Below are 23,602 nucleotides of genomic sequence, written 5' to 3'. Positions count from 1 at the left end.
ACCTCCTTGGCGTGTATTCGACTTGCCTTTATAGTATCGGGTCAAGCGCAGCTTGTTAACAATCTGCGAGCAGATTGAAATGTGAAAATTGCGAAACGCAGCGAAAAAGGTGAGAGCAAGAACCGTCCCGTGGCCGCAAATTATCTATTCTTGAAAATTCTTGCCCCTTTGGGACAGCTTCTTGTTGGGGCGTGCCTGCCCCAAACCCTGCTAGGAACGAGTACAGCAAACTGGAATTTCACTTACTTAGATAATGGCAATGTCAATTTTCCTGATAATAAAAAATACAGCAGAAGTAAACCAACTATAATTAGAATACCGCCAACCACTTTAATGCCAATTCGATTAACCTTGTTATTTTTTATAATTTTATTTGCAAAAACCAATAGTAGCGCACCAACTACTATAATAAAAACAGATATTAACGGATACATGAGTTTTCTCCTTTCAAATTCCGAGTTGTTGAACTAAGCCGAGTATATCATACTCTCCAATGAAAGAACACCCCGATATAGTGAAATTTTGCCATTTTTCTGCGTACGTGCGTACACGCTCCGCAGGGATTCTAAGGGGCTTGGCCCCTTGGCACACAGACTTTGGCACAAAGTCTAGTGTGTTACACCTTGTCAGAGGTGTACAGGCTCCCGGTACGCACGTACGCAGCGACTACCCCCAAACGTGCCATATAGGGGGACGACCAAGTTCGCACAAAGCGAACTTGATTCCGCAAAGCAAAAGGCAGGATACCACTATCATAGTGATACCCTGCCTTTACTCGTTCCTGTCCACTGTTCCGAGTAGTGCCTTCTCAGAACTTCCTGTAAACAAAAAACGTACCCGAACCCTTTCTCATAGAGAATCGGGTTCGAGTACGAACTGTATGGTGGACGGTACAGGACTCGAACCTGTGACCTCCTGCACGTCAAGCAGATGCTCTACCAGCTGAGCTAACCGTCCAGATTGGCTGTGCCGCAATCGGCTTGATTATGTTATCATATTCTCCGCAAAAAAGCAAGTCTTTTTTGAAATTTTCTGCAAACTTTTTTGCGGCAGGGCGGGAGGTGCCGAAATTTCTGCGGCCTGGCGTGGAACTTGGCCGACGCAGGGCGGCAGGGGAGCCGTTTTGCCAAACGTGCTGAGGGACTGCGCAAAAAAAGCCCGGCCGGAGGCTGTACGGGCAGCGCTCCGGCCGGGCGGAAAACGGAAATGAGAGATCAGGCGGGGAGAGGCTTACAGGGCGAAGTAACGCTTTGCGTTGTCGAAGCAGATGCCCTTGACGATCTTCTCCAGAGCCTTCTCGTCGTTGGGATACTCGCCATCTTCGACCCACTGGCCGATGATGTTGCACAGGATGCGGCGGAAGTAGTCGTGGCGGGTGTAGCTCAGGAAGCTGCGGCTGTCGGTCAGCATACCGACGAAGTTGCCCAGCAGGCCCAGGCTGGCCAGACGGGTCATCTGCTCTTCCATGCCGATCTTGTGGTCGTTGAACCACCAGGCGGAACCGTGCTGGATCTTGCCCGGAACCTCGCTGTTCTGGAAGCAGCCCAGAATGGTGCCGATCTGGGCGTCATCGCCGGGGTTCAGGCTGTAGATGATGGTCTTGGGGCACTCGTCGGTGTCGTTCAGAGCGCTCAGCAGGCTTGCGATCTCGCCGCCGCAGGTGGCAGTGTTGATCATGTCGAAACCGGTGTCGGGGCCCAGCAGGCTGTTCATCTTGCGGTTGACGCCGCGCAGGCAGTTGTAGTGGATCTGCATGGCAACGTTCAGGCGGTGATACTGCTTGCCCAGGTGGATCAGGATGTAGGTCTGATACTTCTCAACCTCTTCCGCAGTCACAGCCTCGCCGGCCATGGCCTTCTGGTAGATGGCGTTGACCTCTTCCTTGGTGGCCTCACGATAAGGCACATAGTCCAGGCCGTGGTCGGTAGCGCGGCAGCCCATCTCGACGAAGAACTCGATGCGCTTGGTCAGAGCATCGCAGACGCAGTCGATGCAGGCCAGCTTCTCCTTGCCGACGACCTCAGCCAGCTTGCCCATGTACTCGACGAAGCCGGGCTTCTGGATGTTGAGGGCCTTGTCGGGGCGGAAGGAAGGAGCCACGGTGAACTTGATGGTGGGGTCTTCCTTGATCTTCTTGTGCCACTCCAGATCGTCGATGGGGTCATCGGTGGTGCCGATGAAAGCGACGTTGGACTGCTCGATCAGGCCGCGGACGGTCAGCTTGGGGTCGTGCTGCAGCTTGTCGTTGCACAGATTCCAGACTTCCTCAGCGGTGTCGCCGTTCAGGACGCCCTCATAGCCGAAGAAGTGGTGCAGCTCCAGGTTGGTCCAGTGGTACATCGGGTTGCCGATGGCCATGGGCAGAGCTTCTGCGAACTTCTGGAAGCGCTCGCGGTCGGGCTTGTCCCCGGTGATGTACTCTTCCGGCACACCGTTGGAGCGCATCACGCGCCACTTGTAGTGGTCGCCGAAGTAGCTGCCGTCCGGGTTGCGGCCGCCCAGCCAGACCTGAGCGATGTTGTCGAAGCGGCGGTTCTCATAGATCTCGCGGGGCGGGATGTGGCAGTGATAGTCGCAGATGGGCATATCCTCTGCATAGTCGTGATACAGATGCTGAGCCGTGGCAGACTGGAGCATGAATTCCTTATCCATAAATGCTTTCATGGGTCGAACTCCTTTTCTGATTCGTTCATCGGATAGATAAAACAGTCGGGTTTGCGCCTGCCTGTGCGGGCAAGCTGCGCCTGCTTTTAGTATACCGAAAAATGCCGATGTATACAACTGAAAAACTGCCAAATTTTAAGACTTTTCCTTGTGAAAACCGCTGGAAATTATAAAAATGACCTGTTTTTGGGCAAAAATCTAGCAAAAAGTACTTGACTTATTTGTATACAACAGCATAAAATAGAGAAGAGAAGGGGAGGGCACACGGCCCTCTCAGGCGAAGCAAAGCAACCGCAAAGCAAACTTAAAAGGAGAACACAGACATGGAAACTTTGAATTACAAGGTTCTTGAGCAGACGGGCTATCACGGCTACATCCTGAAGGATGCACCGGTCAAGGTCATGCAGTTCGGCGAGGGCAACTTCCTGCGCGCATTCGTGGATTACTTCTATGATATCGCGAACGAAAAAGCAGGCTACAACGGCAAAGTCAAGCTGGTGCAGCCCATCGGCAACTTCCCCCAGATGGCCGACTGGATCAACGAGCAGGAGGGTCTGTACACCCTGTATCTGCGCGGCAGTGAGAAGGGCCAGAAGGTCGATGCCAAGCGTGTGATCTCCTGCGTGTCCGACTGCGTCTGCCCCTATGTGGACAACAAGTGGGACGAAGTGCTGGCTCTGGCCCGCTCGGCAGATCTGGAGACTGTTGTATCCAACACCACTGAGGCTGGCATCGCCTACACCCAGGGCGACAGCGCATTCGACCAGGTGCCCCCCAACAGCTTCCCCGCAAAGCTGACCCGTGTGCTGTATGAGCGCTACAAGGCGTTCCAGGGCGCTGCCGACAAGGGCCTGGTCATCCTGAGCTGCGAGCTGATCGACAACAACGGCAAAGAGCTGAAGAAGTGCTGCAACAACTACGCCAAGGACTGGAATCTGGAAGCAGAGTTCATCGACTGGATGAACGAGGCCAACACCTTCTGCTCCACTCTGGTGGACCGCATCGTTCCGGGCCGTATCCGTGACCAGAAGGAGCTGGCTGCTCTGGAAGAGGCCAACGGCTACCACGATACCGTTCTGGACGTCGGCGAAGTCTTCGGCGTCTGGGTCATCGAGGGCCCCGCAGGTCTGGAGGACAAGCTCCCGTTCAAGAAGGCCGGCGTCAACGTCATGGTCGTGCCCGATGTCACCCCGTACAAGAAGCGCAAGGTCCGCATCCTGAACGGTGCCCACACCGGCTTCGTCCTGGGCGCATACCTGGCTGGCTTTGACATCGTGCGTGACTGCATGCACAACGACACCATCCGCGGCTTCATGAACAAGATGCTGCACGAGGAAGTCATTCCCACCCTGCCGCTGGACAAGAAGGATCTGGAAGACTTCGCATCCGCTGTGCAGGACCGCTTCAACAACCCGTTCATCAACCACGAGCTGATGAGCATCTCCCTGAACTCCACCTCCAAGTGGAAGGCCCGCAACATGCCGTCCTTCCTGAGCTACATCGAGGAGCAGAAGCAGCTGCCCAAGTGCCTGACCATGAGCCTGGCCGCTTACATCGCCTTCTACTCCAACGACATCCAGGAGCGCACCGCAGACGGTCTGATCTGCAAGCGCCCGGCCGGCAACACCTATAAGATCCAGGATGACGCATGGGCGCTGGACTTCTACTTTGCACACAAGGACGATACCGCTGCTGAGCTGGTGCATGCAGTCCTGACCAACACCCAGATGTGGGATCAGGACCTGACCAAGATCGAGGGTCTGGAGGCCGCTGTTCTGGCAGATCTGGAGCTGATCCGCACCCAGGGTGCCGAGGCTGCTTACAAGAGCTGCCTGTAAGCTGAAGGAAAACTTCCCCCAAGGGGGAAGGCCTATAAGGAGAGTTATTATGCCGCAGGCAATTCATATCAGCCCCATCGACAATGTTGTGGTCGCGCTGCACCCCATCGCCAAGGGCACGCTGGTGGAGGTGGACGGCCTGTCCGTCACCGCGCTGGAAGACATCCCGCAGGGCCATAAGATGGCCGTGAAGCCCATCCGGAACGGCGAGAACGTCATCAAGTACGGCTTCCCCATCGGCCATGCCACTGCAGATGCCGAGCCGGGCACCTGGATGCACACCCACAACGTTCACACCAACCTGTCCGGTGAGGTGGAGTACAGCTACAACCCCGCACCGGATCTGGCTCCGCTGCCCAAGACGGCCCCGGAGACCTTTATGGGCTTCCGCCGCAAGGACGGCCGCGCTGCCATCCGCAACGAGATCTGGATCATCCCCACCGTCGGCTGTGTCAACGACATCGCCAAGAAGATGGTCGCCGATAACCAGGACCTCGTCACCGGCAGCATCGAGGGTCTGTACACCTTCACCCATCCGTTTGGCTGCAGCCAGACCGGCCACGACCATGCCCAGACCCGCAAGCTGCTGGCTGCGCTGGTCCGCCACCCGAACGCCGCTGCGGTCCTCGTGCTCCATCTGGGCTGCGAGAACCTGCAGCACGACCAGTTCGTCGAAGAGCTGGGCGAGTATGACCACGACCGCGTCAAGTTCCTGACCTGCCAGGACGTGGACGACGAGTTCGCCGCCGCCCGCAGCATCCTGAAGGAGCTGGCGGCTTACGCCGGTCAGTTCCAGCGCGAGCCCATCCCGGTGAGCGAGCTGGTCGTGGGCATGAAGTGCGGCGGTTCGGACGGCCTGTCCGGCATCACCGCCAACCCCACCATCGGCCGCTTCTCCGATATGCTGGGCCAGCGCGGCGGTTCCACCGTCCTGACCGAGGTGCCGGAAATGTTCGGTGCCGAGGGCTTCCTGATGGACCGCTGCATCAACCACGACGTCTTCGTCAAGGCGGAGAAGATGATCAACGGCTTCAAGGAGTACTTCATCAGCCACAATGAGGTCGTCTACGACAACCCCTCTCCGGGCAACAAGCAGGGCGGCATCACCACGCTGGAAGACAAGAGCTGCGGCTGCGTCCAGAAGGGCGGCACGGCCCCCATCATGGACGTGATCGGCTACGGCGACCCGGTGGTCACCAAGGGCCTGAACATGCTCTACGGCCCCGGCAACGATCTGGTGTCTGCCACGGCCATGACGGCCGCAGGTGCCCACCTGATCCTGTTCTCCACCGGCCGCGGCACGCCGTTCTCGGCTCCGGCTCCCACCCTGAAGATCTCCACCAACACTCCGCTGGCAGAGAAGAAGTCGGGCTGGATCGACTACAACACCGGTGTCATCGCAGACGGCGAAAAGACCATCGACGAGACCGCACAGGGCCTGCTGGATCTGGTCATCCGCGTTGCAAGCGGCGAGCAGACCAAGGCCGAGAAGCACGGCTTCCGCGAGATCTCCATCTTTAAGGACGGCGTCGTGTTATAAATACAAAAGGCTGCTGTGCGTTTGTTTTGCGCACGGCGGCCTTTTTGTAAAATACAGGAAGGATGTGTTGTTATGGCAGTAAATACAACCGGAATGCTCTTGATCACACTGCTGGTTTATGCAGCGATCATCTACGGCGCAGTTTGGCTTGTAAAATACTTCATCCGGTATGGCGTTGATTACTATTTCAAAAAACTGGCAGAAAGCCAGAAAAATAGGGAGGACTTAAAATGAATCAGATCACGACTCAGTATGTTACCGAAGGCGGTGCCTGCTACGAGCAGTACGTCATCACCGACCCCGCTGCCAAGACGGCCCTGACCATCACCCCGGAGCGCGGCGGCATGATCACCGGCTTCACGCTGGACGGCGACGAGTACATCTGGACCCGCCGCCCCAACTTCAGCGAGTGCAACCGCCCCCGGTTCGGTGTGCCGGTGCTCTTCCCCAGCTGCGGTAACCCGGACGGCGGCGTCCATCTGTTCGACGGAAAAGCCTACCCCATGGAGTGCCACGGCTTCGCCGACCTGTGCGCCTGGGAGGTGGAGAGTGTCGGACCCGACGGCGTGACGCTGATCCTGGAGTCCACCCCGCTGACCAAGTTCCTCTACCCGTTTGATTTCACCCTGCTGGTGAACTACGACCTGAACGGCACCACCGCTTCCATCAGCATGACCGTCATCAACGAGGGCGACGTCCCGATGCCCTTCAGCTTCGGCTATCACCCCTATTTTACGGCTTCCGCTCTGGAGAATGTGGATTTTGACATCCGGTGCAAGACCTGCTCCGAGAACGCCAAGGGCGAGCAGCCCGCCGCTCCGGAGAAGATCACCCTGACCCGCAAGGAAGGCACCGACAATACCATCCGCCTGATGACGGGCGTGGAGTTCCCGATGAGCTTCACCGACAAGGGCAACGGCCACAAGGTCACGGTGGACGCCGACGATAGCTTCAACAACGGTGTGCTCTGGCAGCAGGACGCGGAGAGCTTCGTCTGCATGGAGCCTTGGAACGGCTGGGCCAACAGCGTCAACGAAGAAGGAAAGCACGAGGTCCTGGAGCCGGATGAGGCCCTGACCAGCGAGTGGACCATTACCATCGAGAAAGTCTGATAAAAAGCAAAAAAGAAGCTCCACGGTGCGACTGCACTGTGGAGCTTCTTTTTTGTTTACATCTTACTGCTCCGGAGCGGTGAAGCTGATGGGGGTAGCACCTGCTGCGGCGTCAGCGCTCAGCAGGGAGATGGGAGCGACCTCGTAGCTCAGAGTGTCGAAGCTCTGGGTGGTGCCGTCCTCGGTGGTGAACTCCAGGACGTACTTTGCGGACTGGTCAGCATCCTCCGGCAGGGTCAGAACGACGTTCTCGCCGTCTGCCAGGCCCTCACCGGCCAGGTTCTCGCCCTTGTCCTCAGAGCCGGCAACATACAGGTACAGCTCGGAAACGGTGGAACCGGTGGTGTTGTACACGGTGTACTCAGCGGGCTCGACAGCAGCCTCAGAGCTTGCAGCCTCGGAAGAAGCAGCAACAGAGGAAGCCACGGAAGAGGCGGTGGAAGAAGCAGCGGTAGAGGAAGAGGAAGAACCGCAGGCGGTCATGCCGACGGCCAGTGCCAGAGCAGCAGCGACGACAGCAGCATTTTTCAGTTTCATAGTGATAGATTCTCCTTGTTGAATGTGAAAAGTTCCTTCATGGGACAACTTCGTGTGAAAGTTGCTCACGAGTAACTATTATACCGAAAACGACGAAAAATGCAAGGAAAAATCCTTTACAAAAATGTGAAATCTCAGGGTTTCTCGAAACAAACTGGGCATCACGACAAGAGACACTGACAAAAATTTGAAAAAACTATTGACATTGTTGATATCAAAATGATATTATAATCTCGAAAGATGGAATAGGAGGTGTTTCCATGAAGCGGACAAAACTTTTCGTGTGGGTGCTTGCGGCGGCATTGCTGCTGTGTGCCTGTACGGGCAGGCCGAACCAGAATCTTCCGCACAGCCGCAGCGACCTGACGAAATGGGTCGTGAGTGAGCGGCAGGTCGAGATCCCATCCCAAACGGTCGAGCACGGCGAAGATTATGTCATCCAGTGGGAAGACCCCGCCATGGAAGCCCACATCCGCTTCGTGCTCAATCAGCCGGAAGGGGACATCCTGCACAGCGACGTGTGGGAGATTCAGGTGCTGCGGATCAGCGCAAACGGCGTGGATGCCGCATGGACAGAGCCGACCGAGGGTGCCGTTTTCAGTACGGCTGACAGCGCAAAGAATGCGTCATATCTGGCTGAGGGCGGAAATCTTGAGAACCTGACCAGCCTGAACGATCTGCGGCATTTTGACAGCCTGCAAGTGTTCTATTATACGGCAAAAGTGCCTTACGACAGTCTGACAGACCTGTCCGGACTGGAAGCCTGCACCGGGCTGAAAGTGCTCTCGCTCTATGGTGCCAAACCCGTAACGCTGGCCCCTCTGGCGGCGCTGACGAAGCTGGAAAGCCTGACCTTTCCAACTGTGGAGCGCTTGATCTAAGCCCCTTGGAGGGCTTGCAGGAGTTGGAGGTGCTTGGCCTGAGTTCGTCGAATGAACTGGCTTCGCTGGAGCCGCTGACGACACTGCCCAAACTGCGGTATCTGAGCATCGGAACCGGCACCACGTACCCCAGCCTGGACCCCTTGACCCGAACGCACATTGAGTTCCTGGACATGGGCCTTGGCGTGGGCGACGAGAAGACCTGCAAGGGTCTGGATTACGAGCCGTTGACCCGGATGCCGGACCTGAAGTATCTGGACCTGATGAACCATCTGGACCTCACCGCCGACCTGTGCAAGCGCATCGCAGCCGGTTCGCCCAACCTGCGCGGGCTGGATATCTCCTACACTCCTGCTGCGGACCACAGCAAGGAACTGCAGGCCCTCGGCATTGAATGGCTGCAGGACCCCACCAACCGAAGCATCAACGAGTTCTGGCGTCGGCTGATCTATAAGCTGGGATGATCGCCCGGCATGGCCAGACAAGATACAGGCAATCATAAAACAAGCCCCCTGCGTGACCAAATGATCTGGCCACGCAGGGGGCTTTGCAGTGTTCGCGGAACTTACTTAGGCTGCTTGCCGATGTAGGCGAGGATGCCGCCGTCGGCGTAGAGAATCTGGCCGTTCACGAAGTCAGAAGCGTGGGAAGCCAGGAAGACGCAGGGGCCGACCATGTCTTCGGGGTCACCCCAGCGGCCTGCGGGGGTCTTGGCGCAGATGAAGGTGTCGAAGGGATGACGGCTGCCGTCCGGCTGGATCTCGCGCAGGGGAGCGGTCTGGGCGGTGGCAATGTAGCCAGGGCCCATGCCGTTGCACTGGATGTTGTACTCGCCGTACTCAGAGGCGATGTTCTTGGTCAGCATCTTCAGGGCACCCTTGGCGGCAGCGTAGGCGGAGACGGTCTCGCGGCCCAGCTCGCTCATCATGGAGCAGATGTTGATGATCTTGCCCTCGCGCTTGGCGATCATGTCGGGCAGGACGGCCTTGGAGCAGTTGAACGCACCGCCGACGTGCACGTCGATGACGCGCAGGAAATCGGTGTGGCTCATCTCGATCATGGGCACACGCTTCATCAGACCGGCGTTGTTGACCAGAATGTCCACGGGGCCGACCTCTTCCTTGATCTTGGCCACCATGGCGTTGACGGCGGCCTCGTCGGTGACATCGGCCACATAGCCGTGTGCCTCAACACCGGCCTCCTTGTAGGCGGCAATGCCCTTTTCCAGGCTGCCCTCGTTGGAGCAGTTGAAGCAGACGGTAGCGCCGCACTGTGCCATGCCAACGGCAATGGAGAAGCCGATGCCGTGTGCGCCGCCGGTGATGAGGGCGACCTTGCCCTTCAGATCAAATGCAGACAGATTCATTGATATATTACCTCCGTTTTTTGCAAAAAGCCCCGTGCCGGTTGAGCGGTACGGGGCTTGCTGGTGTTTTTTAGCGCAGGTCGGTGGTGGCGATGTTGTCCATGTCGTCAAACTCCATGTTCTCGCCGCCCATTGCCCAGATGAACGTATAATTCGAGGTGCCGACACCGCTGTGGATGCTCCAGGAGGGGCTGATGACAGCATCCTCGTTGTGCATCACGATGTGACGGGTCTGCGTCGGCTCGCCGCACATGTGGAACACCACCTGCCCCTCAGGCAGTTCAAAGTAGGTGTAGATCTCCATCCGCCGCTCATGGGTGTGGCTGGGCATCGTGTTCCAGTTGGAACCCGGCTCCAGCGCGGTCATGCCCATGCTCAGCTGGCAGGTCTTCAGCACATCCGGGTGGATGAACTGGTTGATGGTGCGCTTGTTGCAGGTCTCGACGCTGCCCAGAGGACGATGGTTCGCATCGGCCATCTTGATGAGGCGGGTCTCGTACGAGCAGTGCGCCGGAGCGGAGACCATGTAGAACTTGGCCGGATGCTCCGGGTCGGCGGAAGCAAACGTCACTTCCTTGGTGCCCTTGGTGATGTACAGGCAGTCCTTATAGCCCAGCTTGTACTCGACACCGTCGGCCACCACGATGCCGGTGGAATCCTTGCCGATGTTGAACATGCCGATCTCGCGGCGTTCGAGGAAATAGTGGGTGCCAAAGTTGGCCCAGACATCAATGCCCTTGTCGATGGACACGGTCTCGTGCACCGGCATACAGCCCAGCGTGACCATGCGGTCCACATGGCTGTACACGGCTACGACCTCATCGGCCTTGTACAGGCCGGTGATGAGCATCTCGTCGCGCATCTCCTCGGTGGTATAGCGCTTGAAATCCTTCTGGTTGCAGGAATAGCGGATATCCATATCGGACTCCCTCCTGCGATCAGCGCTGGATACGGCCGGAACCGTCGCCGCCAGCCAGCTTCTCGACCTCGGAGACGGTCATCATGTTGTAGTCGCCCTCGATGGAGTGCTTCAAAGCAGAAGCAGCAACTGCGAACTCAACAGCCTCCTGAGTGCTCTTGCCGGTCAGCAGAGCGTAGATCAGGCCGCCGCCGAAGGAGTCACCGCCGCCAACGCGGTCGATGATGTGCAGGTCATACTTCTTGGAGAAGCAGTACTCGTTGGAAGCAACATCGTACAGCATTGCGCTCCAGCCGTTGTCGAATGCGCTGTGAGACTCACGCAGAGTGATGGCGACCTTCTCGAAGTGGAACTTGTCAGCCAGCTGCTTGGCAACGCTCTTGTAGCCCTCAGCGTTCAGCTTGCCGCCGTAGATGTCGGTAGCCTCAGCCTCGATGCCGAAGACGTCCTTGGCATCCTCCTCGTTGGAGATGCAGACGTCAACATACTGGCACAGGTCGGTCATGGCAGCACGGGCCTGCTCGCGGGTCCACAGCTTGCCGCGGTAGTTCAGGTCGCAGCTGATCTTCACGCCGTGTGCCTTTGCAGCCTTGCAGGCCTCGCGGCAGATCTCAACGACGTTCTCGCCCAGAGCCGGGGTGATGCCGGTGAAGTGGAACCAGTCCACGCCCTCGAAGATCTTGTCCCAGTCGAAGTCAGAGGGCTGAGCCAGCTGGATGGCGCTGTTGGCACGGTCGTAGATGCAGACGGAACCACGCTGGGAAGCGCCCTTCTCGTTGTAGTAGATGCCGACACGGTCACCGCCGCGGGTGATCATGCTGGTATCGACGCCGTAGCGGCGCAGGCTGTTGACAGCGGCCTGGCCGATGGCATGTGCGGGGAGCTTGGTGACGAAAGCAGCGTCCAGGCCGTAGTTTGCCAGAGAGACTGCAACGTTGGCCTCGCCGCCGCCGAAGGTGAACTCCAGGCTGTTAGCCTGAACGAAACGCTCATAGTTGAACGGCTGCAGACGGACCATCAGTTCGCCAAAAGTAACGACTTTCATTGTGATATTCTCCTTTTTTGTTGGTTCTTATATCCGCCCGCCGCAGGGAAGACCGGTGCGGCGGAGCATGGCAGAAGGAAAGGCTCAGGCCTGAACGAGGTGGAAGGCGAAGCCGCCGATCTCGTCTGCGAAGTAGCAGGCGACAGTCTTGCCGTTCTTGACGTTCTTGGAGTCCAGATCGAACTTCACGCCGCGCTGGGTCAGGTGATAGATGGCGCGGTCCACGTTGTTGCAGCCGATGGCGATGTGGCCATTGGTGCCGCGGCCGGGCTTCTTCATGATCTCGAACTCCTTGTTGCCGACGAAGATGCTGGAGTTGCCGGGAGCGACCTTCATGTTCAGCAGACCGCCGATGAGGTTGGCGACCTTCATGGCCTCTTCCTCGTTGCCGGTGTTGATGCCGACGTGCATCAGCTTCAGGCCCAGCATGGTGTCAACGGCTTCCTTGCTCTGTGCGGTGATCTTTGCCCAGTCGCCAGCCTTGATGACATCGCTCTTGCACATCCAGGTGCCGCCGACGGCGAAGATCTGGTCGTAGCCCAGGTAATCGTTGACGTTCTTGGCGTTGACACCGCCGGTGCACATCCAGCGGGCACTCTTCAGGGCAGCGCCGATGTTCTTCAGCATGTTCACGCCGCCGTTGGCCTCAGCCGGGAAGAACTTCAGAGCCTCGCAGCCCAGGTTCATGGCCTGCTGCATCTCGCCTGCGGAAGCGGTGCCGGGCATCATGATGCCGCCCTTGTCGATGACGTGCTTGCAGACTTCGGGGTCGAAGCCGGGGGCCACGATGAAGGAAGCACCTGCTGCCATTGCGCGGTCTGCCTGCTCGGTGGTCAGGACAGTGCCGGCGCCCAGCAGCATTTCGGGCATCTCTTCGTGGATCTTGCGGATGCACTCCTCAGCACATGCGGTGCGGAAGGTGACCTCAGCAGCGGGCAGGCCGCCCTCTGCCAGAGCCTTGCACAGGGGCAGGGCCTCGTCCACGCTGTTGAAAGCGATAACAGGGATAATGCCGATCTGATAGACCTTTTCGACAATGGGATTCATAACGCATTCTCCTTTTAATTTAACTCTGGGGGCGGGGCTTTGGCCCGTTTGGGCACACTCTGCCCCACCATACGTTCGTAATATTAGTATAAACGACAGCGGGGGTTTTGGTAATGCTCAACAAGCACAATGTTTTGCATAAGAGCTTGTATACATTGCACAAAAATGCCGAACGCTCACAGCCCCAGCCGCTCAAACAGCTCGGCCACGCCGTCGTGGTCGCAGTCGTTCGTGCTCACAAGGTCGGCCAGAGCCTGGATGTGGGGCATTCCGTTGGCCATCACAGCGGCAATGCCAGCCTTTTCCAGCATGGCGCGGTCGTTCTCGCTGTCGCCCACGGCCACGGTGGATTCGCGGGGGATGTGCAGCAGGTCGGCCAGCGCCAGCAGGGCCGTGCCCTTGTCCACCCCCTGCGCCGTGAGCTCGATGTTGTCCGGCGAACCCTGCACGACCTCGGCCCCGGCAAGGGCACGGAAGCGGGGGAGAGCGGCCTGCGCCTGCTCCACTGTATCGAAGAACATGCAGAACTTCTCCACCTCGTGGGCGTGGCGGCTCATCCACTCGGTGAGGTCCCGCACGACCGTGAACCGGCCGTCGTTGGGCTGGCGGGCCTCGGTGGAGCCGCGCCGGGCGTTCCGGCGGGCGAACCGCTCCATGGCGACGGTGTCACGGTAGGTGCGGCCATCGCAGAAGACGCTCATCGCGCCGGGGTATTCCATATAAAGTGCAAAGGCCTCCCGCGCCAGCTCCACCGGCATGGGCCGCGCGATGAGGGAGACCGGCTCGGTGGTGCGGTGTTCGGTAGCATTGCAGTAGCGGCTGTAGACGGCGCTCATGGGGTCGGTGCCCAGGTCCCAGACGGCGGCACCGTTGGAGGTGATGGCGTAGCGGATGCCGGTCAGCTGGGCCACGACCGGCGGAAGATTGGACAGCGGCCGCCCGGTGGCGGGCAGGACCACGATGCCGCGGGCGACTGCCTCCGCGATGGCCTGCCGGGTGCGGGGTGTGACCTGCCCCTGATGGTTCAGAAGGGTGCCGTCGAGGTCAAGGGCCACGAGGCGGGGAGAAGTGGTGTTTGACATAAAGGCTCCTTTGGTTCGCTTTTCCTTCGTACGACCTCTCCGTCTCGCATCCGCCCGACCGCTCTCCTGCAAGGAGAGGTGGCATTGCGCAGCAATGACGGAGAGGTTGCACAAAGGAAAGTCTTCCGGAAAACGTGGTGCAAAACGGAAACGCAGGATGTGGTACAACCTCTCAGTCTCGCTCACGCTCGACAGCTCCCCTGGTAGGGGAGCCTCTGGCGAAACCGAACGCGTTGCGAGGACTGCCAAGGCCTCTCCTACAAGGAGAGGTGGCATTGCGCAGCAATGACGGAGAGGTTGTACCAGGTATCACATGATCTTTTTCATTTTAACGTAAAAATTCCATTTGCGCAATACGGCGCATTATGATAAAATAAGTCGTTGCGGAATCAAAATTATAGGAGAAAATACATGAATACACGCTCGCTGCGCTCCCGCCTGAAGCCGCATCTGTGGTTTCAGGCATATTGGGTGGTGTATCTGGTCTGGTTTTTCTGGCTGGACCTGACCATCACCGACCCGAAGTACATCATCCACAGCCCCATTGACGACTTCATCCCCTTCAATGAGTGGTTCGTTTTCCCGTATTGCAGCTGGTTTTTGCTGCTGGCAGTGGTCACAGCGCTGCTCTGGTGGAACGACACGGAAAGCTACGACAAGCTCTGCCTGATGATGTTCTCCGGCATGACCTTCTGCCTCATTCTCTATATGGTACTGCCCAACGGTTTGGACATCCGCCCCACGGCGGAGGCCGTCGGCCGCGACAACGTCGCGATGCAGATCATGCAGCTCCTCTGGAAGGCGGATGCCTCGGTCAATGTCTGCCCGTCCATCCACTGCCAGAGTTCCGGCTGCATGGCGCTGGCGTTCTCTCAGAGCAGGTTGGCAAAAGGCCGCCCCGGCCTGAAGGTGCTGGCCTGGGTGTGGGCTGCCCTTATCTGTGCCTCCACGGTCTTCACAAAACAGCATTCCATCCTTGATGTGGTCTGCGGTCTGGCGCTGGTGGCCGTCTGGGTGCCGGTCCTTTATACCAAAAAGACGAAGAAAACGGCTTGACAAGAAAAAATTGCATTTTATGTCCAAATCCCCTTGACGCATGGTGCGCTTCGGGGGTAAAATAAAACTGGCTCTTTCACTAATATATCAAAGAGCGACCGGAGAGCGACCGGAATTGTTTTGGTGGATAAAAGGAGAACGTTACGATGGCAGTACGGAGTGCACGGGAGGCTGCATACGAGACCATCCGCAGCCGTATCATTACAATGGAACTCAAGCCCGGCGATGAGCTCAATGACCATGCACTGGCGCAGGAGATGGGCATCAGCCGCACCCCCATGCGGGAGGCACTGATCATGCTCAACATCGCTCACATGGTCACCATCAAGCCGCAGAGCGGCACCTATGTTGCCCCCATCGACCTGACGCTCATGGAGATGGAGCAGTTTGCGCGCTATACGCTGGAAAAGGAGATCCTGAACCACATCCGCGGACGGCTGACCGGCGAGCAGGAGCGGGCTTACCGCCTGCTCATTGAGCAGTACCGTGTGCTGGAGAGCGACTCCGGCGCCGAGAACCGCGAGACCCGGATGCTGGAACTTGACAACGCCTTCCACCGCCGCGCGTTCGAGCTGTGCGGCATGGAAGCGCACTTCGACCACATGCTGTCCACCTTCCAGCACATCGAGCGGCTGCGCAAGTTCAGCTTGCAGACCGACGAGAACAAATCTGTCTGCGGGGCCCATACCCGCATTCTGGAGGCCGTCCTCCACGGCAGCGAGGACGATGTCGGCCGCACCCTGCACGAGCACCTGAACCGCTATAAGCTCTCGGTGGAACAGGCCAGAGCCATCCATCCGGATTACTTCATTGAAGGGTAAGCGGTGAGAGAAACTGGAAATTGCCGATATTGACAAAAAAATAGCAAGAAAATCGTGTATTTGACGGCCGCAAAAAGGGGAAAATCCTTTGTGTGGTCGTCTTTTTGTCTAAAGTATACAAGAAAAAACTCTGAAAAATGTCAAAACGCCAATTGCCAAGTCGAAACTGATATATTAGAATATATGCAGAGACGTGCCGCAGCGGTTGTTGCGGACGAAAAAGCAAAGCAACATAAGGAGGAAACCCCTATGCCTATGAAAATGGGTTGGCGTTGGTATGGTGAGGGCAACGACCCCATCACGCTGAACGACATCAAGCAGATCCCCGGCGTGACCAGCATCGTCTGGGCACTGCACGACAAGATGCCCGGCGAGATCTGGGAGGTCGATGAGATCCAGAAGGTCGCAGACCAGATCCACGCCTATGGCTTCGATATGGACGTTGTGGAATCGGTCAACGTTCATGACGACATCAAGATCGGCCTGCCGACGCGTGACCAGTATATCGAGAACTATAAGCAGTGCATCCGCAACCTGTCCAAGTTCGGTGTCAAGGTCATCTGCTACAACTTCATGCCCATCTTTGACTGGACCCGTACCGACCTGTTCCACCCCGTCGGCGATGGTTCCACCGCTCTGTTCTATCAGAAGGACATGATCCAGGACGACTACAAGGCCATGGCCGACTATATCCTGGGCTTTACCGAGAAGTACAACATGACCTTCCCCGGCTGGGAGCCGGAGCGTATGGCCAAGCTGGACGAGCTGTTCAAGGCCTATGCCCCCGTCACCAAGGAGAAACTGTGGGAGAACCTGAAGTACTTCCTGGAAGCTCTCATGCCCACCTGCCGCGAGTGCGACATCAAGATGGCCATTCACATGGACGATCCCCCTTGGGATATCTTCGGCCTGCCCCGCCTGCTGGTGGATGCCGAGAGCATCGACCGCTTCCTGAGCATGGTGGATGACGAGTACAACTGCCTGACCCTGTGCTCCGGCAGCCTGAACGCAAACCCCAACAACAATGTTGCTGAGATCGTCCGCAAGCACTGCGACCGCATCGCATTCGCACACATCCGCAACATCCATCACTTCCCCAACGGCGACTTCTCCGAGGCTGCCCACCGCGATTGCTGCGGCGAGACCGGCATCATCGAGATCCTGCGCGCCTACCATGACGGCGGCTACGAGGGCTACATCCGCCCCGACCACGGCCGTCAGCTGTGGGAGGAAGGCCCCGGCAACTGCCGCCCCGGCTACGGCAAGTATGACCGTGCGCTGGGCATCCAGTATATGCTGGGCGTCTGGGATCTGCTGGACCGTCTGGATGAAGAGAAAAAGAAAGGCTGAGCATCAATATGAAGCTGTCTGATATCAAAAACGGCAATCTGTCCGCCGAGTGGGCAGAAAAAGGCTACGAGCTGCCCAAGTTCGATGTCGAGGCCGTCAAGGCCAAGACCCATGCAGAGCCGACCTGGGTGCACTTCGGCGCAGGCAACATCTTCCGCGCCTTCCCCGCAGCCGTCCTGAACGACGCCCTGAACAGCGGCAAGTATGACCGCGGCGTCATCGTGGCCGAGAGCTTCGACTATGAGATCATCGACAAGGCTTACCGCCCCTACGATAACCTGAGCCTGCTGGTCTGCCTGAAGTCCACCGGCGAGATCGAGAAGAAGGTCGTGGCCTCCGTGACCGAGAGCCTGAAGGCAGACCCCTCCTTCACCGAGGACTGGGCACGTCTGGTCGAGATCTTCCAGAACCCCAGCCTGCAGATGATCTCCTTCACCATCACCGAGAAGGGTTACGGCGTGGCTCCTGCGGACCTGGAGCGCGGCCTGACCCCCGTGTTGGCCATGGGCAAGGTCACCGCTCTGCTGTATGAGCGCTTCAAGGCCGGCAAGCTGCCCCTGACCGTGCAGAGCATGGACAACTGCTCTCACAACGGCGACAAGGTCAGGAATGCCGTCTTCACCTACGCTTCCAAGTGGGTCGAGCAGGGCCTGGTGCCCGCCGAGTTCCTCGCTTATGTGCAGGACGAGACCAAGGTCACCTTCCCCTGGAGCATGATCGACAAGATCACCCCGCGCCCCGACGCCAAGGTCCAGAAGATGCTGGCCGACGACGGCTTTGAGGACAACTACACCATCGTCACCGAGAAGCACACCTTCACCGCTCCCTTCGTCAACGCCGAGGAGACCCAGTATCTCTGCATCGAGGACCACTACACCAATGGCCGTCCTCCGCTGGAGCTGGGCGGTGTTCTGTACTGCGACCGCGAGACCGTCGATAAGATCGAGAAGATGAAGGTCTGCACCTGCCTGAACCCGCTGCACACCGCCATGTCCATCTATGGCTGCATGCTGGACTACACCCTCATCTCTGCCGAAATGGCCGATGAGGACCTGCGCCCCTTCATCCAGAAGATCGGCTACATCGAGGCTATGCCCGTCGTCGTCGATCCGGGCGTCCTGAACCCCTATGAGTTCATCGGCGCGGTCATCAACCGCCGCCTGCCCAACCCCTTCATGCCCGACGCACCTCAGCGTATCGCTACCGATACCTCCCAGAAGCTGGCCATCCGCTTCGGCGAGACCATCAAGGCTTACGAGGCCCGCGGCCTGGACAAGAGCAATCTGGTCCTGATCCCGCTGGTGCTGGCAGGCTATGCCCGCTACCTGAAGGGCATCGACGACAACGGCAAGGCCTTTGAGATCTCGCCCGATCCGATGCTGGCCGAGCTGCAGGCCATCGTGGCTCCGCTGGAAGTCAAGGAAGGCGAGCAGGACTTCAGCTGCCTGAAGAACCTGTACAGCCGTGCCGACATCTTCGGTGTGGACCTGTATGCGGTCGGTCTGGGTGAGCAGATCGAGGGCATGGTCAAGGAGCTGTACGCTGGCAACGGCGCAGTCCGCAAGACTCTGCACAAGTACGTCGTCGCCCGCTGAGCGCTGACATCCTCTTTTTAAGTTAAGCTATCTTCGTCCCCACGCTGCGTTTTGCTTTGCCGCAGCGTGGGATTTTTTATACCCTCTCAGTCTCGCTTCGCTCGCCAGCTCCCCCGATGGGGGAGCTTTTGTGCTGTATATGTTGCCGCTGCGGCAAAACCTCGCCCTTCGGGAGAGGTGGCAGCGCGTGAGCGCTGACGGAGAGGGTGGAATTTCCGGCAAATGCCTTTACTTATAGCCGATTTTTTGCCATAATAAGAAAAAACGGAACCGGGAGGAGACCAGCATGAAGGTCATGATCTTTGACGTGGGCGGCACCGAGATCAAATACTCGGTCATGGACGATGCGATGAACCGGTACGAGTCCGGCAGCATCCCGACGCCCAGCGACAGCCAGCCGCACTTTCTCGAAACGTTGGCGCAGCTCTACCGCCCCCACAGGGACGAGGTGGACGGCATCGCACTGAGCCTGCCCGGCTTCATCGACGCCGAGCACGGTGTGGTCCTGGGCGGCGGTGCGCCCTCCATCATCTATAACATCGGCACTCCGGTGGGCCCGCGCCTGGCCGAGCTCTGCGGCTGCAAGGTCTGGATCGAAAACGACGGCAAAGCAGCTGCCATTGCCGAGCTGCAGCGTGGTGCGCTGCAGGGGTGCAGCAACGCGGCGGTGTTCGTCATCGGCACCGGCGTGGGCGGCGGTCTGATCGTCAACGGCCAGCTGGTGCGCGGCCGGGACTTCACCGCGGGCGAGTACAGCTTCATGAACACCAACGCCGACGCCTGGAGCGACAGCAAAAAGACGATGGCCGGCCAGTGCAGCACCTCCGCGCTGCTGGATGCCTACCGGGTGCGCAGGCAGCTGCCTGCCGATGCCCCGATGAACGGCAGGCTCTTCTTTGATGCGGCCAACGCAGGGGAGCCGGAGGCGCTGGAAGTGCTGGAAGCCTTCTGCAGGGCGGTGGATGTGCAGATCTACAACCTCAGCGTCCTGCTGGACCTCGAAAAGGTGGCCATCGGCGGCGGCATCAGCGGCCAGCCCCTCCTCATCGAGACCCTCGACCGGGTATATGAGGAAAAGATCCTGAAGGGCCATCCCTTCAGCGAGGAGCAGGCCCGCAGCCTGCCCCGGCCGGAGATCGTGCCCTGCGCGTTCCACAACGAAGCCAACCAGATCGGTGCGCTGGTCAGCTACCTCAACGCATTTTACCCGCAGAAATAAAGTGCCCAGAGCAGCTGTTTTTCGATGGTTTGTATTTCTGGCTTGAAGCAAAGCGAAAAATGGTGTATTATAATGGGTATTGAATCATGAGCAGTACCGGGCGGTTTGGCCCGGATGAAGGGGGAACTCCACCATGGCTGATAAAAACTTTTTGACCGAGATCATCGACGCCGACCTCGCCGAGGGCAAGGTCAGCGAGATCCATACCCGTTTCCCGCCGGAGCCCAACGGCTACCTGCACATCGGCAGCGCCAAGGCGATCTATATCAACTGGTCCATCGCGAACCAGTACGGCGGCAAATTCAATCTGCGTCTGGACGACACCAACCCCGCCCGCGAAGGCGAGGAGTATGTCAACAGCATCATCGAAGACCTGCACTGGCTGGGTGCCGACCCCAACGGCGGCATCTTCTACGGCAGCGACTACTTCGACAAGTGCTATGAGTACGCCGAGAAGCTCATCCTCGAAGGCAAGGCCTATGTAGACGACCTGACCCGCGACGAGATGCGCGAGTACCGCGGCAATGACGCGGGCAAGCCCTCCCGCCCTTCTCCGTGGCGCGACCGTACCCCGGAGGAGAATCTGGACCTGTTCCGCCGGATGCGTGCCGGGGAGTTCCAGGAGGGCGAAAAGACCCTGCGTGCCAAGATCGACCTGGCCAGCCCCAACATGAACCTGCGCGACCCGGCCATCTACCGCATCAAGTATGCGGAGCACCACCGCCAGGGCAGCAAGTGGTGCATCTACCCGATGTACGACTTCGCCCACCCCATCCAGGACGCCATCGAGGGCATCACCCACAGCATGTGCAGCCTGGAGTTCGAGAACCATCGCCCGCTGTACAACTGGGTCATTGAGAACATCTTCGGGACCGAGTTCCCCAAGCAGCGCGAGTTCGCCCGCCTGAACATGACCAACACCGTCATGAGCAAGCGCTACCTGCGTGAGCTGGTGGAAATGGGCATCGTGGACGGCTGGGATGATCCCCGGATGCCGACCCTGTGCGGTCTGCGCCGCCGCGGCTACACCCCGACTTCCATCTTTACCTTCGTGCGCGAGGCCGGTATCTCCAAGTCGGACAATCTCATCGACATGCGCCAGCTGGAAGCCTGCATCCGCAGTGAACTGGACCTGACCGCGCAGCGCCGCATTGCCGTGCTGGACCCGGTCAAGCTCATCATCGACAACTACCCGGAAGAGAAGACCGAGTACTTCGACATCGCCAACAACCCCAACCGCGAGGCCAACGATGCCACCACCCGCAAGGTGGCGTTCACCCGCGAGCTGTGGATCGAGAACGAGGACTTCGCCGAGGTGCCGCCTCCCAAGTTCAAGCGCCTGACCATCGGCGGCGAGGTCCGCCTGATGGGTGCATATCTCGTCAAGTGCGAGAGCATCGAGAAGAACCCTGACGGCAGCATTGCCGCCATCCACTGCACCGCTGACATCGAGACCGGCAATGGCAACCCGGCCGACGGCCGCAAGGTCAAAGGCACCATCCACTGGGTGAGCGCCGCCCACGCCGTGGACGCCGAGGTCCGCCTGTACGACAAGCTCTTCACCGAGGCCAACATGAACGCCATCCCGGAGGGCAGCGACTACAAGGACTACCTGAACCCGGAGAGCGTGACCGTGCGCACCCACTGCAAGCTGGAAGAGAGCCTGAAGGATGCCAAGCCCGGCGAAAAGTTCCAGTTCGTCCGCACCGGTTTCTTCACCCCGGATTCCAAGAACCCCGGCGTGTACAACCGTGTCGTGACCCTGCGCGACAGCTTCAAACCTGCAAAATAAACCAAGACCTGCCAAAGGAGCATACAACAAGATGAAGAAACACATGAGCCGGAACACCCTCGTGATGGTGCTGCTGGATATCGTTCTGGGTGTGGTGCTGTCGCTGTATATCGCCAACACCGGCACGATGCCTGCCGCAGACAACGCGGCCACCTACACCGATGGCACCTACACGGCCAGCGCCAAAGGCTGCCTGAGCGATGTGGCGGTCACCGTGACCATCACCGGCGGCAAAGTGACGAATGTGGACATTGATGCTTCGGGCGAGACGCCGGAACTGGGCGGCAAGGCGGCGGAAAGCCTGACAGCCAGCCTGAAAGAGGCAGGCAGTACCGCCGGTGTGGATGCTGTGACCGGCAGCACCATGACCAGTGACGCGGTCTTTGCCGCAATGGATGATTGTCTGGCGCAGGCCGCACAGTGATCGCACTCTCCCAACTGCTGCACGGCAACTGCGCGTGCAGCAGTTTTTTGTTTGGAAGGCTTTCCGTTGTACAACCTCTCCGTCAATGCTTCGCATTGCCACCTCTCCTGGTAGGAGAGGCCTTGGCATTCCCTGCAACGTTCACCGTTTCGCCAGAGGCTCTCCTACCAGGAGAGCTGTCGAGCGGATGCGAGACTGAGAGGTTGTACCGGGGAGGGCTTTCTCTTGTAAGGAATCTCTATGCTGATTGATGTTTTACCATTGTCCGATACCACGGCCCGCCTTGTCCGGGCCTATGGGGAGGCCCCCTGCATCGCCCTGCCGTCGGCGCTGCCAGCCCCGGAGGGCGGCAGCTGGGCTGTCACCGAACTGGGGGACTACTGCTTCTCCGAATCGCCCCGGAACCTGCCCGCCTCGGACGCGGTCTGCCGCTACGCGGTGGGGGAAGACGGCAGCGCCATCCTGACCAGAGCCTTTGGCCGGGACCGGACCGGGCGGCACCGCCGCTATGACCTCGACTTTGGCACTGCGCCCGAAGAAGACCTCCACCCCGTCTGCGGGAACTTCCTCGAAGAAGCCGTCCTGCCGGACAGCCTGCGGGTCATCGGGAGCTGCGCGTTCTACAACTGCCGCAGGCTGCGCACCCTGTCCGTTGGGGCAGGGGAGCTGACCGTGGGCAGTGATGTCTTTTTGAACTGCTTCGCACTGGCGGACCTCATCGTCCGGGCCGACCCGGAGCAGGCCACCGGCCTGTTCGCGCTCGTCAACAATATCACCGAGGCCGTGCGGGCGCTGTTCTGGTGCCCCGGCGAGGCGGCCCCCCGCGCAGGCCTGTGGTACCCGGCCTACTGGGAGGACGTGGAGGAATCCCCGGCGCATATCCTGCTGCACACTTTTTCCGGACAGGGATACCATTACCGACAGTGTTTTCTGAATGGAAAAATCCTCTGCGCAGAATACGACGCCATTTTCCCGGACGGCCACGCCTCCGAGGACAAGGATATCATGGCCATGCTCTGCTTCGACCGTCTGCGCTGGCCCTGGGGCCTGACCGAACAGGCAAAGGCCCCCTACACCGCGTTCCTCAAGGCGAACACGGGCCGGGTCGTGGCCCGGCTGCTGAAGGCGCAGGACCTTGACAGCCTGAAAGCCCTGCTGGCGCTGGATGTGCTGGACGCGGCCGGGTTTGCCGAGGCCGCAGCGCTGGCCGTTCAGGCCGAACAGGCCGCTGCTGCGGCCCTGCTGGCCGATGCCGCCCACAGCAGACAGGCCGCAAAGCCGAACCGGAAACGCTATGATTTTGACTTTTGAACC

Annotated in this window: 22 protein-coding genes and 1 tRNA gene; 15 read left to right on the top strand and 8 right to left on the bottom strand. The window is 59.0% G+C overall.

Annotated features, from left to right (window positions below; translation table 11 throughout):
• The first annotated feature begins 81 nt into the window (after nt 1-81).
• A complete protein-coding gene (locus DWY95_RS16885) occupies nt 82-471 on the top strand; it encodes a hypothetical protein (protein ID WP_147365966.1) in 390 nt (129 codons plus the stop codon).
• A 410-nt stretch (nt 472-881) separates the two neighbouring features.
• Here DWY95_RS16885 and DWY95_RS10030 read toward each other — a convergent pair.
• A tRNA-Val gene (locus DWY95_RS10030) sits at nt 882-957 on the bottom strand.
• Between the two features lie 273 nt (nt 958-1,230).
• Complete coding sequence (uxaC, locus tag DWY95_RS10025; RefSeq protein WP_118553414.1) at nt 1,231-2,664, bottom strand: glucuronate isomerase; 1,434 nt, start codon at nt 2,662-2,664, stop codon at nt 1,231-1,233.
• 323 nt (nt 2,665-2,987) lie between these two features.
• Here uxaC and DWY95_RS10020 point away from each other — a divergent pair, with 323 nt between their 5' ends.
• The 4 genes from DWY95_RS10020 to DWY95_RS10010 all read left to right on the top strand — a co-directional run bounded on the left by DWY95_RS10020 (nt 2,988) and on the right by DWY95_RS10010 (nt 7,154).
• Nucleotides 2,988-4,502: a tagaturonate reductase gene (locus tag DWY95_RS10020; protein ID WP_118553413.1), complete on the top strand. Its 1,515-nt coding sequence runs from the start codon at nt 2,988-2,990 to the stop codon at nt 4,500-4,502.
• A 49-nt stretch (nt 4,503-4,551) separates the two neighbouring features.
• Entirely contained in the window at nt 4,552-6,042 is a 1,491-nt protein-coding gene (locus DWY95_RS10015; RefSeq protein WP_118553412.1) for an altronate dehydratase family protein, read from the top strand.
• A 72-nt stretch (nt 6,043-6,114) separates the two neighbouring features.
• Entirely contained in the window at nt 6,115-6,276 is a 162-nt protein-coding gene (locus tag DWY95_RS17210; protein ID WP_172678628.1) for a hypothetical protein, read from the top strand.
• Nucleotides 6,273-7,154 (top strand): aldose epimerase, encoded by an 882-nt coding sequence (locus DWY95_RS10010; RefSeq protein WP_118553411.1) that lies wholly within the window; start codon nt 6,273-6,275, stop codon nt 7,152-7,154. The genes DWY95_RS17210 and DWY95_RS10010 overlap by 4 nt, the downstream gene beginning before the upstream one ends.
• A gap of 63 nt (nt 7,155-7,217) precedes the next feature.
• On the opposite strand, the gene DWY95_RS10005 is transcribed toward DWY95_RS10010, so the two are convergent.
• Nucleotides 7,218-7,691 carry a cytochrome C gene (locus DWY95_RS10005; RefSeq protein WP_118553410.1) on the bottom strand — a complete coding sequence of 158 codons (474 nt, stop codon included), beginning with the start codon at nt 7,689-7,691 and terminating at the stop codon, nt 7,218-7,220.
• Between the two features lie 260 nt (nt 7,692-7,951).
• Between DWY95_RS10005 and DWY95_RS10000 the strand changes: the two genes are divergently transcribed.
• The gene (locus tag DWY95_RS10000) at nt 7,952-8,572 is read left to right on the top strand and encodes a hypothetical protein (RefSeq protein WP_118553409.1); all 621 of its coding nucleotides are present in this window, start codon (nt 7,952-7,954) and stop codon (nt 8,570-8,572) included.
• Between the two features lie 14 nt (nt 8,573-8,586).
• Nucleotides 8,587-9,036, top strand: coding sequence for a hypothetical protein (locus DWY95_RS09995; RefSeq protein ID WP_158577556.1), 450 nt, complete (start codon nt 8,587-8,589; stop codon nt 9,034-9,036).
• 101 nt (nt 9,037-9,137) lie between these two features.
• Here the strand turns inward: DWY95_RS09995 and DWY95_RS09990 are convergent, their stop codons facing one another.
• From DWY95_RS09990 to DWY95_RS09970, 5 genes are all read right to left on the bottom strand, one after another.
• Nucleotides 9,138-9,938 (bottom strand): gluconate 5-dehydrogenase, encoded by an 801-nt coding sequence (locus DWY95_RS09990; RefSeq protein WP_118553407.1) that lies wholly within the window; start codon nt 9,936-9,938, stop codon nt 9,138-9,140.
• Between the two features lie 70 nt (nt 9,939-10,008).
• Nucleotides 10,009-10,857, bottom strand: coding sequence for a 5-dehydro-4-deoxy-D-glucuronate isomerase (gene kduI, locus DWY95_RS09985; protein WP_097791477.1), 849 nt, complete (start codon nt 10,855-10,857; stop codon nt 10,009-10,011).
• A 19-nt stretch (nt 10,858-10,876) separates the two neighbouring features.
• Entirely contained in the window at nt 10,877-11,902 is a 1,026-nt protein-coding gene (locus DWY95_RS09980; RefSeq protein WP_118553406.1) for a sugar kinase, read from the bottom strand.
• Nucleotides 11,903-11,986: 84 nt separating this feature from the next.
• A complete protein-coding gene (gene eda / locus DWY95_RS09975; protein WP_118553405.1) occupies nt 11,987-12,949 on the bottom strand; it encodes a bifunctional 4-hydroxy-2-oxoglutarate aldolase/2-dehydro-3-deoxy-phosphogluconate aldolase in 963 nt (320 codons plus the stop codon).
• Between the two features lie 176 nt (nt 12,950-13,125).
• The gene (locus tag DWY95_RS09970) at nt 13,126-14,031 is read right to left on the bottom strand and encodes an HAD-IIB family hydrolase (RefSeq protein ID WP_118553404.1); all 906 of its coding nucleotides are present in this window, start codon (nt 14,029-14,031) and stop codon (nt 13,126-13,128) included.
• Between the two features lie 411 nt (nt 14,032-14,442).
• Here DWY95_RS09970 and DWY95_RS09965 point away from each other — a divergent pair, with 411 nt between their 5' ends.
• From DWY95_RS09965 to DWY95_RS09930, 8 genes are all read left to right on the top strand, one after another.
• Nucleotides 14,443-15,087, top strand: a complete 645-nt coding sequence (locus tag DWY95_RS09965; protein WP_118553403.1) for a phosphatase PAP2 family protein — start codon at nt 14,443-14,445, stop codon at nt 15,085-15,087.
• Nucleotides 15,088-15,233: 146 nt separating this feature from the next.
• Nucleotides 15,234-15,908 (top strand): GntR family transcriptional regulator, encoded by a 675-nt coding sequence (locus DWY95_RS09960; RefSeq protein ID WP_118553402.1) that lies wholly within the window; start codon nt 15,234-15,236, stop codon nt 15,906-15,908.
• A gap of 249 nt (nt 15,909-16,157) precedes the next feature.
• Complete coding sequence (uxuA, locus tag DWY95_RS09955) at nt 16,158-17,258, top strand: mannonate dehydratase (protein ID WP_118553401.1); 1,101 nt, start codon at nt 16,158-16,160, stop codon at nt 17,256-17,258.
• An 8-nt stretch (nt 17,259-17,266) separates the two neighbouring features.
• A complete protein-coding gene (locus tag DWY95_RS09950) occupies nt 17,267-18,853 on the top strand; it encodes a mannitol dehydrogenase family protein (RefSeq protein WP_118553400.1) in 1,587 nt (528 codons plus the stop codon).
• Nucleotides 18,854-19,139: 286 nt separating this feature from the next.
• Nucleotides 19,140-20,072, top strand: coding sequence for an ROK family protein (locus DWY95_RS09945; protein WP_118553399.1), 933 nt, complete (start codon nt 19,140-19,142; stop codon nt 20,070-20,072).
• A 133-nt stretch (nt 20,073-20,205) separates the two neighbouring features.
• The gene (locus DWY95_RS09940) at nt 20,206-21,864 is read left to right on the top strand and encodes a glutamine--tRNA ligase/YqeY domain fusion protein (RefSeq protein ID WP_118553398.1); all 1,659 of its coding nucleotides are present in this window, start codon (nt 20,206-20,208) and stop codon (nt 21,862-21,864) included.
• Nucleotides 21,865-21,895: 31 nt separating this feature from the next.
• Nucleotides 21,896-22,288 (top strand): FMN-binding protein, encoded by a 393-nt coding sequence (locus DWY95_RS09935; RefSeq protein WP_118553397.1) that lies wholly within the window; start codon nt 21,896-21,898, stop codon nt 22,286-22,288.
• 240 nt (nt 22,289-22,528) lie between these two features.
• Nucleotides 22,529-23,599 carry a leucine-rich repeat protein gene (locus tag DWY95_RS09930; RefSeq protein ID WP_118553396.1) on the top strand — a complete coding sequence of 357 codons (1,071 nt, stop codon included), beginning with the start codon at nt 22,529-22,531 and terminating at the stop codon, nt 23,597-23,599.
• The last annotated feature ends 3 nt before the right edge of the window (nt 23,600-23,602 follow it).

This window comes from Faecalibacterium sp. AF28-13AC (assembly GCF_003478405.1).
Classification (GTDB): domain Bacteria; phylum Bacillota; class Clostridia; order Oscillospirales; family Ruminococcaceae; genus Faecalibacterium; species Faecalibacterium prausnitzii_E.
Note: the sequence above shows the minus strand (reverse complement) of the source record. Positions and strands in the feature narration are given on the sequence as shown.

Excerpts from the sequence above, each read along its gene's own strand:
- uxaC (WP_118553414.1), bottom strand. The coding sequence starts at position 2,664 with ATGAAAGCATTTATGGATAAGGAATTCATGCTCCAGTCTGCCACGGCT.
- DWY95_RS10020 (WP_118553413.1), top strand. The coding sequence starts at position 2,988 with ATGGAAACTTTGAATTACAAGGTTCTTGAGCAGACGGGCTATCACGGC.
- DWY95_RS10015 (WP_118553412.1), top strand. The coding sequence starts at position 4,552 with ATGCCGCAGGCAATTCATATCAGCCCCATCGACAATGTTGTGGTCGCG.
- DWY95_RS17210 (WP_172678628.1), top strand. The coding sequence starts at position 6,115 with ATGGCAGTAAATACAACCGGAATGCTCTTGATCACACTGCTGGTTTAT.
- DWY95_RS10010 (WP_118553411.1), top strand. The coding sequence starts at position 6,273 with ATGAATCAGATCACGACTCAGTATGTTACCGAAGGCGGTGCCTGCTAC.
- DWY95_RS10005 (WP_118553410.1), bottom strand. The coding sequence starts at position 7,691 with ATGAAACTGAAAAATGCTGCTGTCGTCGCTGCTGCTCTGGCACTGGCC.
- DWY95_RS10000 (WP_118553409.1), top strand. The coding sequence starts at position 7,952 with ATGAAGCGGACAAAACTTTTCGTGTGGGTGCTTGCGGCGGCATTGCTG.
- DWY95_RS09990 (WP_118553407.1), bottom strand. The coding sequence starts at position 9,938 with ATGAATCTGTCTGCATTTGATCTGAAGGGCAAGGTCGCCCTCATCACC.
- kduI (WP_097791477.1), bottom strand. The coding sequence starts at position 10,857 with ATGGATATCCGCTATTCCTGCAACCAGAAGGATTTCAAGCGCTATACC.
- DWY95_RS09980 (WP_118553406.1), bottom strand. The coding sequence starts at position 11,902 with ATGAAAGTCGTTACTTTTGGCGAACTGATGGTCCGTCTGCAGCCGTTC.
- eda (WP_118553405.1), bottom strand. The coding sequence starts at position 12,949 with ATGAATCCCATTGTCGAAAAGGTCTATCAGATCGGCATTATCCCTGTT.
- DWY95_RS09970 (WP_118553404.1), bottom strand. The coding sequence starts at position 14,031 with ATGTCAAACACCACTTCTCCCCGCCTCGTGGCCCTTGACCTCGACGGC.
- DWY95_RS09965 (WP_118553403.1), top strand. The coding sequence starts at position 14,443 with ATGAATACACGCTCGCTGCGCTCCCGCCTGAAGCCGCATCTGTGGTTT.
- DWY95_RS09960 (WP_118553402.1), top strand. The coding sequence starts at position 15,234 with ATGGCAGTACGGAGTGCACGGGAGGCTGCATACGAGACCATCCGCAGC.
- uxuA (WP_118553401.1), top strand. The coding sequence starts at position 16,158 with ATGCCTATGAAAATGGGTTGGCGTTGGTATGGTGAGGGCAACGACCCC.
- DWY95_RS09950 (WP_118553400.1), top strand. The coding sequence starts at position 17,267 with ATGAAGCTGTCTGATATCAAAAACGGCAATCTGTCCGCCGAGTGGGCA.
- DWY95_RS09945 (WP_118553399.1), top strand. The coding sequence starts at position 19,140 with ATGAAGGTCATGATCTTTGACGTGGGCGGCACCGAGATCAAATACTCG.
- DWY95_RS09940 (WP_118553398.1), top strand. The coding sequence starts at position 20,206 with ATGGCTGATAAAAACTTTTTGACCGAGATCATCGACGCCGACCTCGCC.
- DWY95_RS09935 (WP_118553397.1), top strand. The coding sequence starts at position 21,896 with ATGAAGAAACACATGAGCCGGAACACCCTCGTGATGGTGCTGCTGGAT.
- DWY95_RS09930 (WP_118553396.1), top strand. The coding sequence starts at position 22,529 with ATGCTGATTGATGTTTTACCATTGTCCGATACCACGGCCCGCCTTGTC.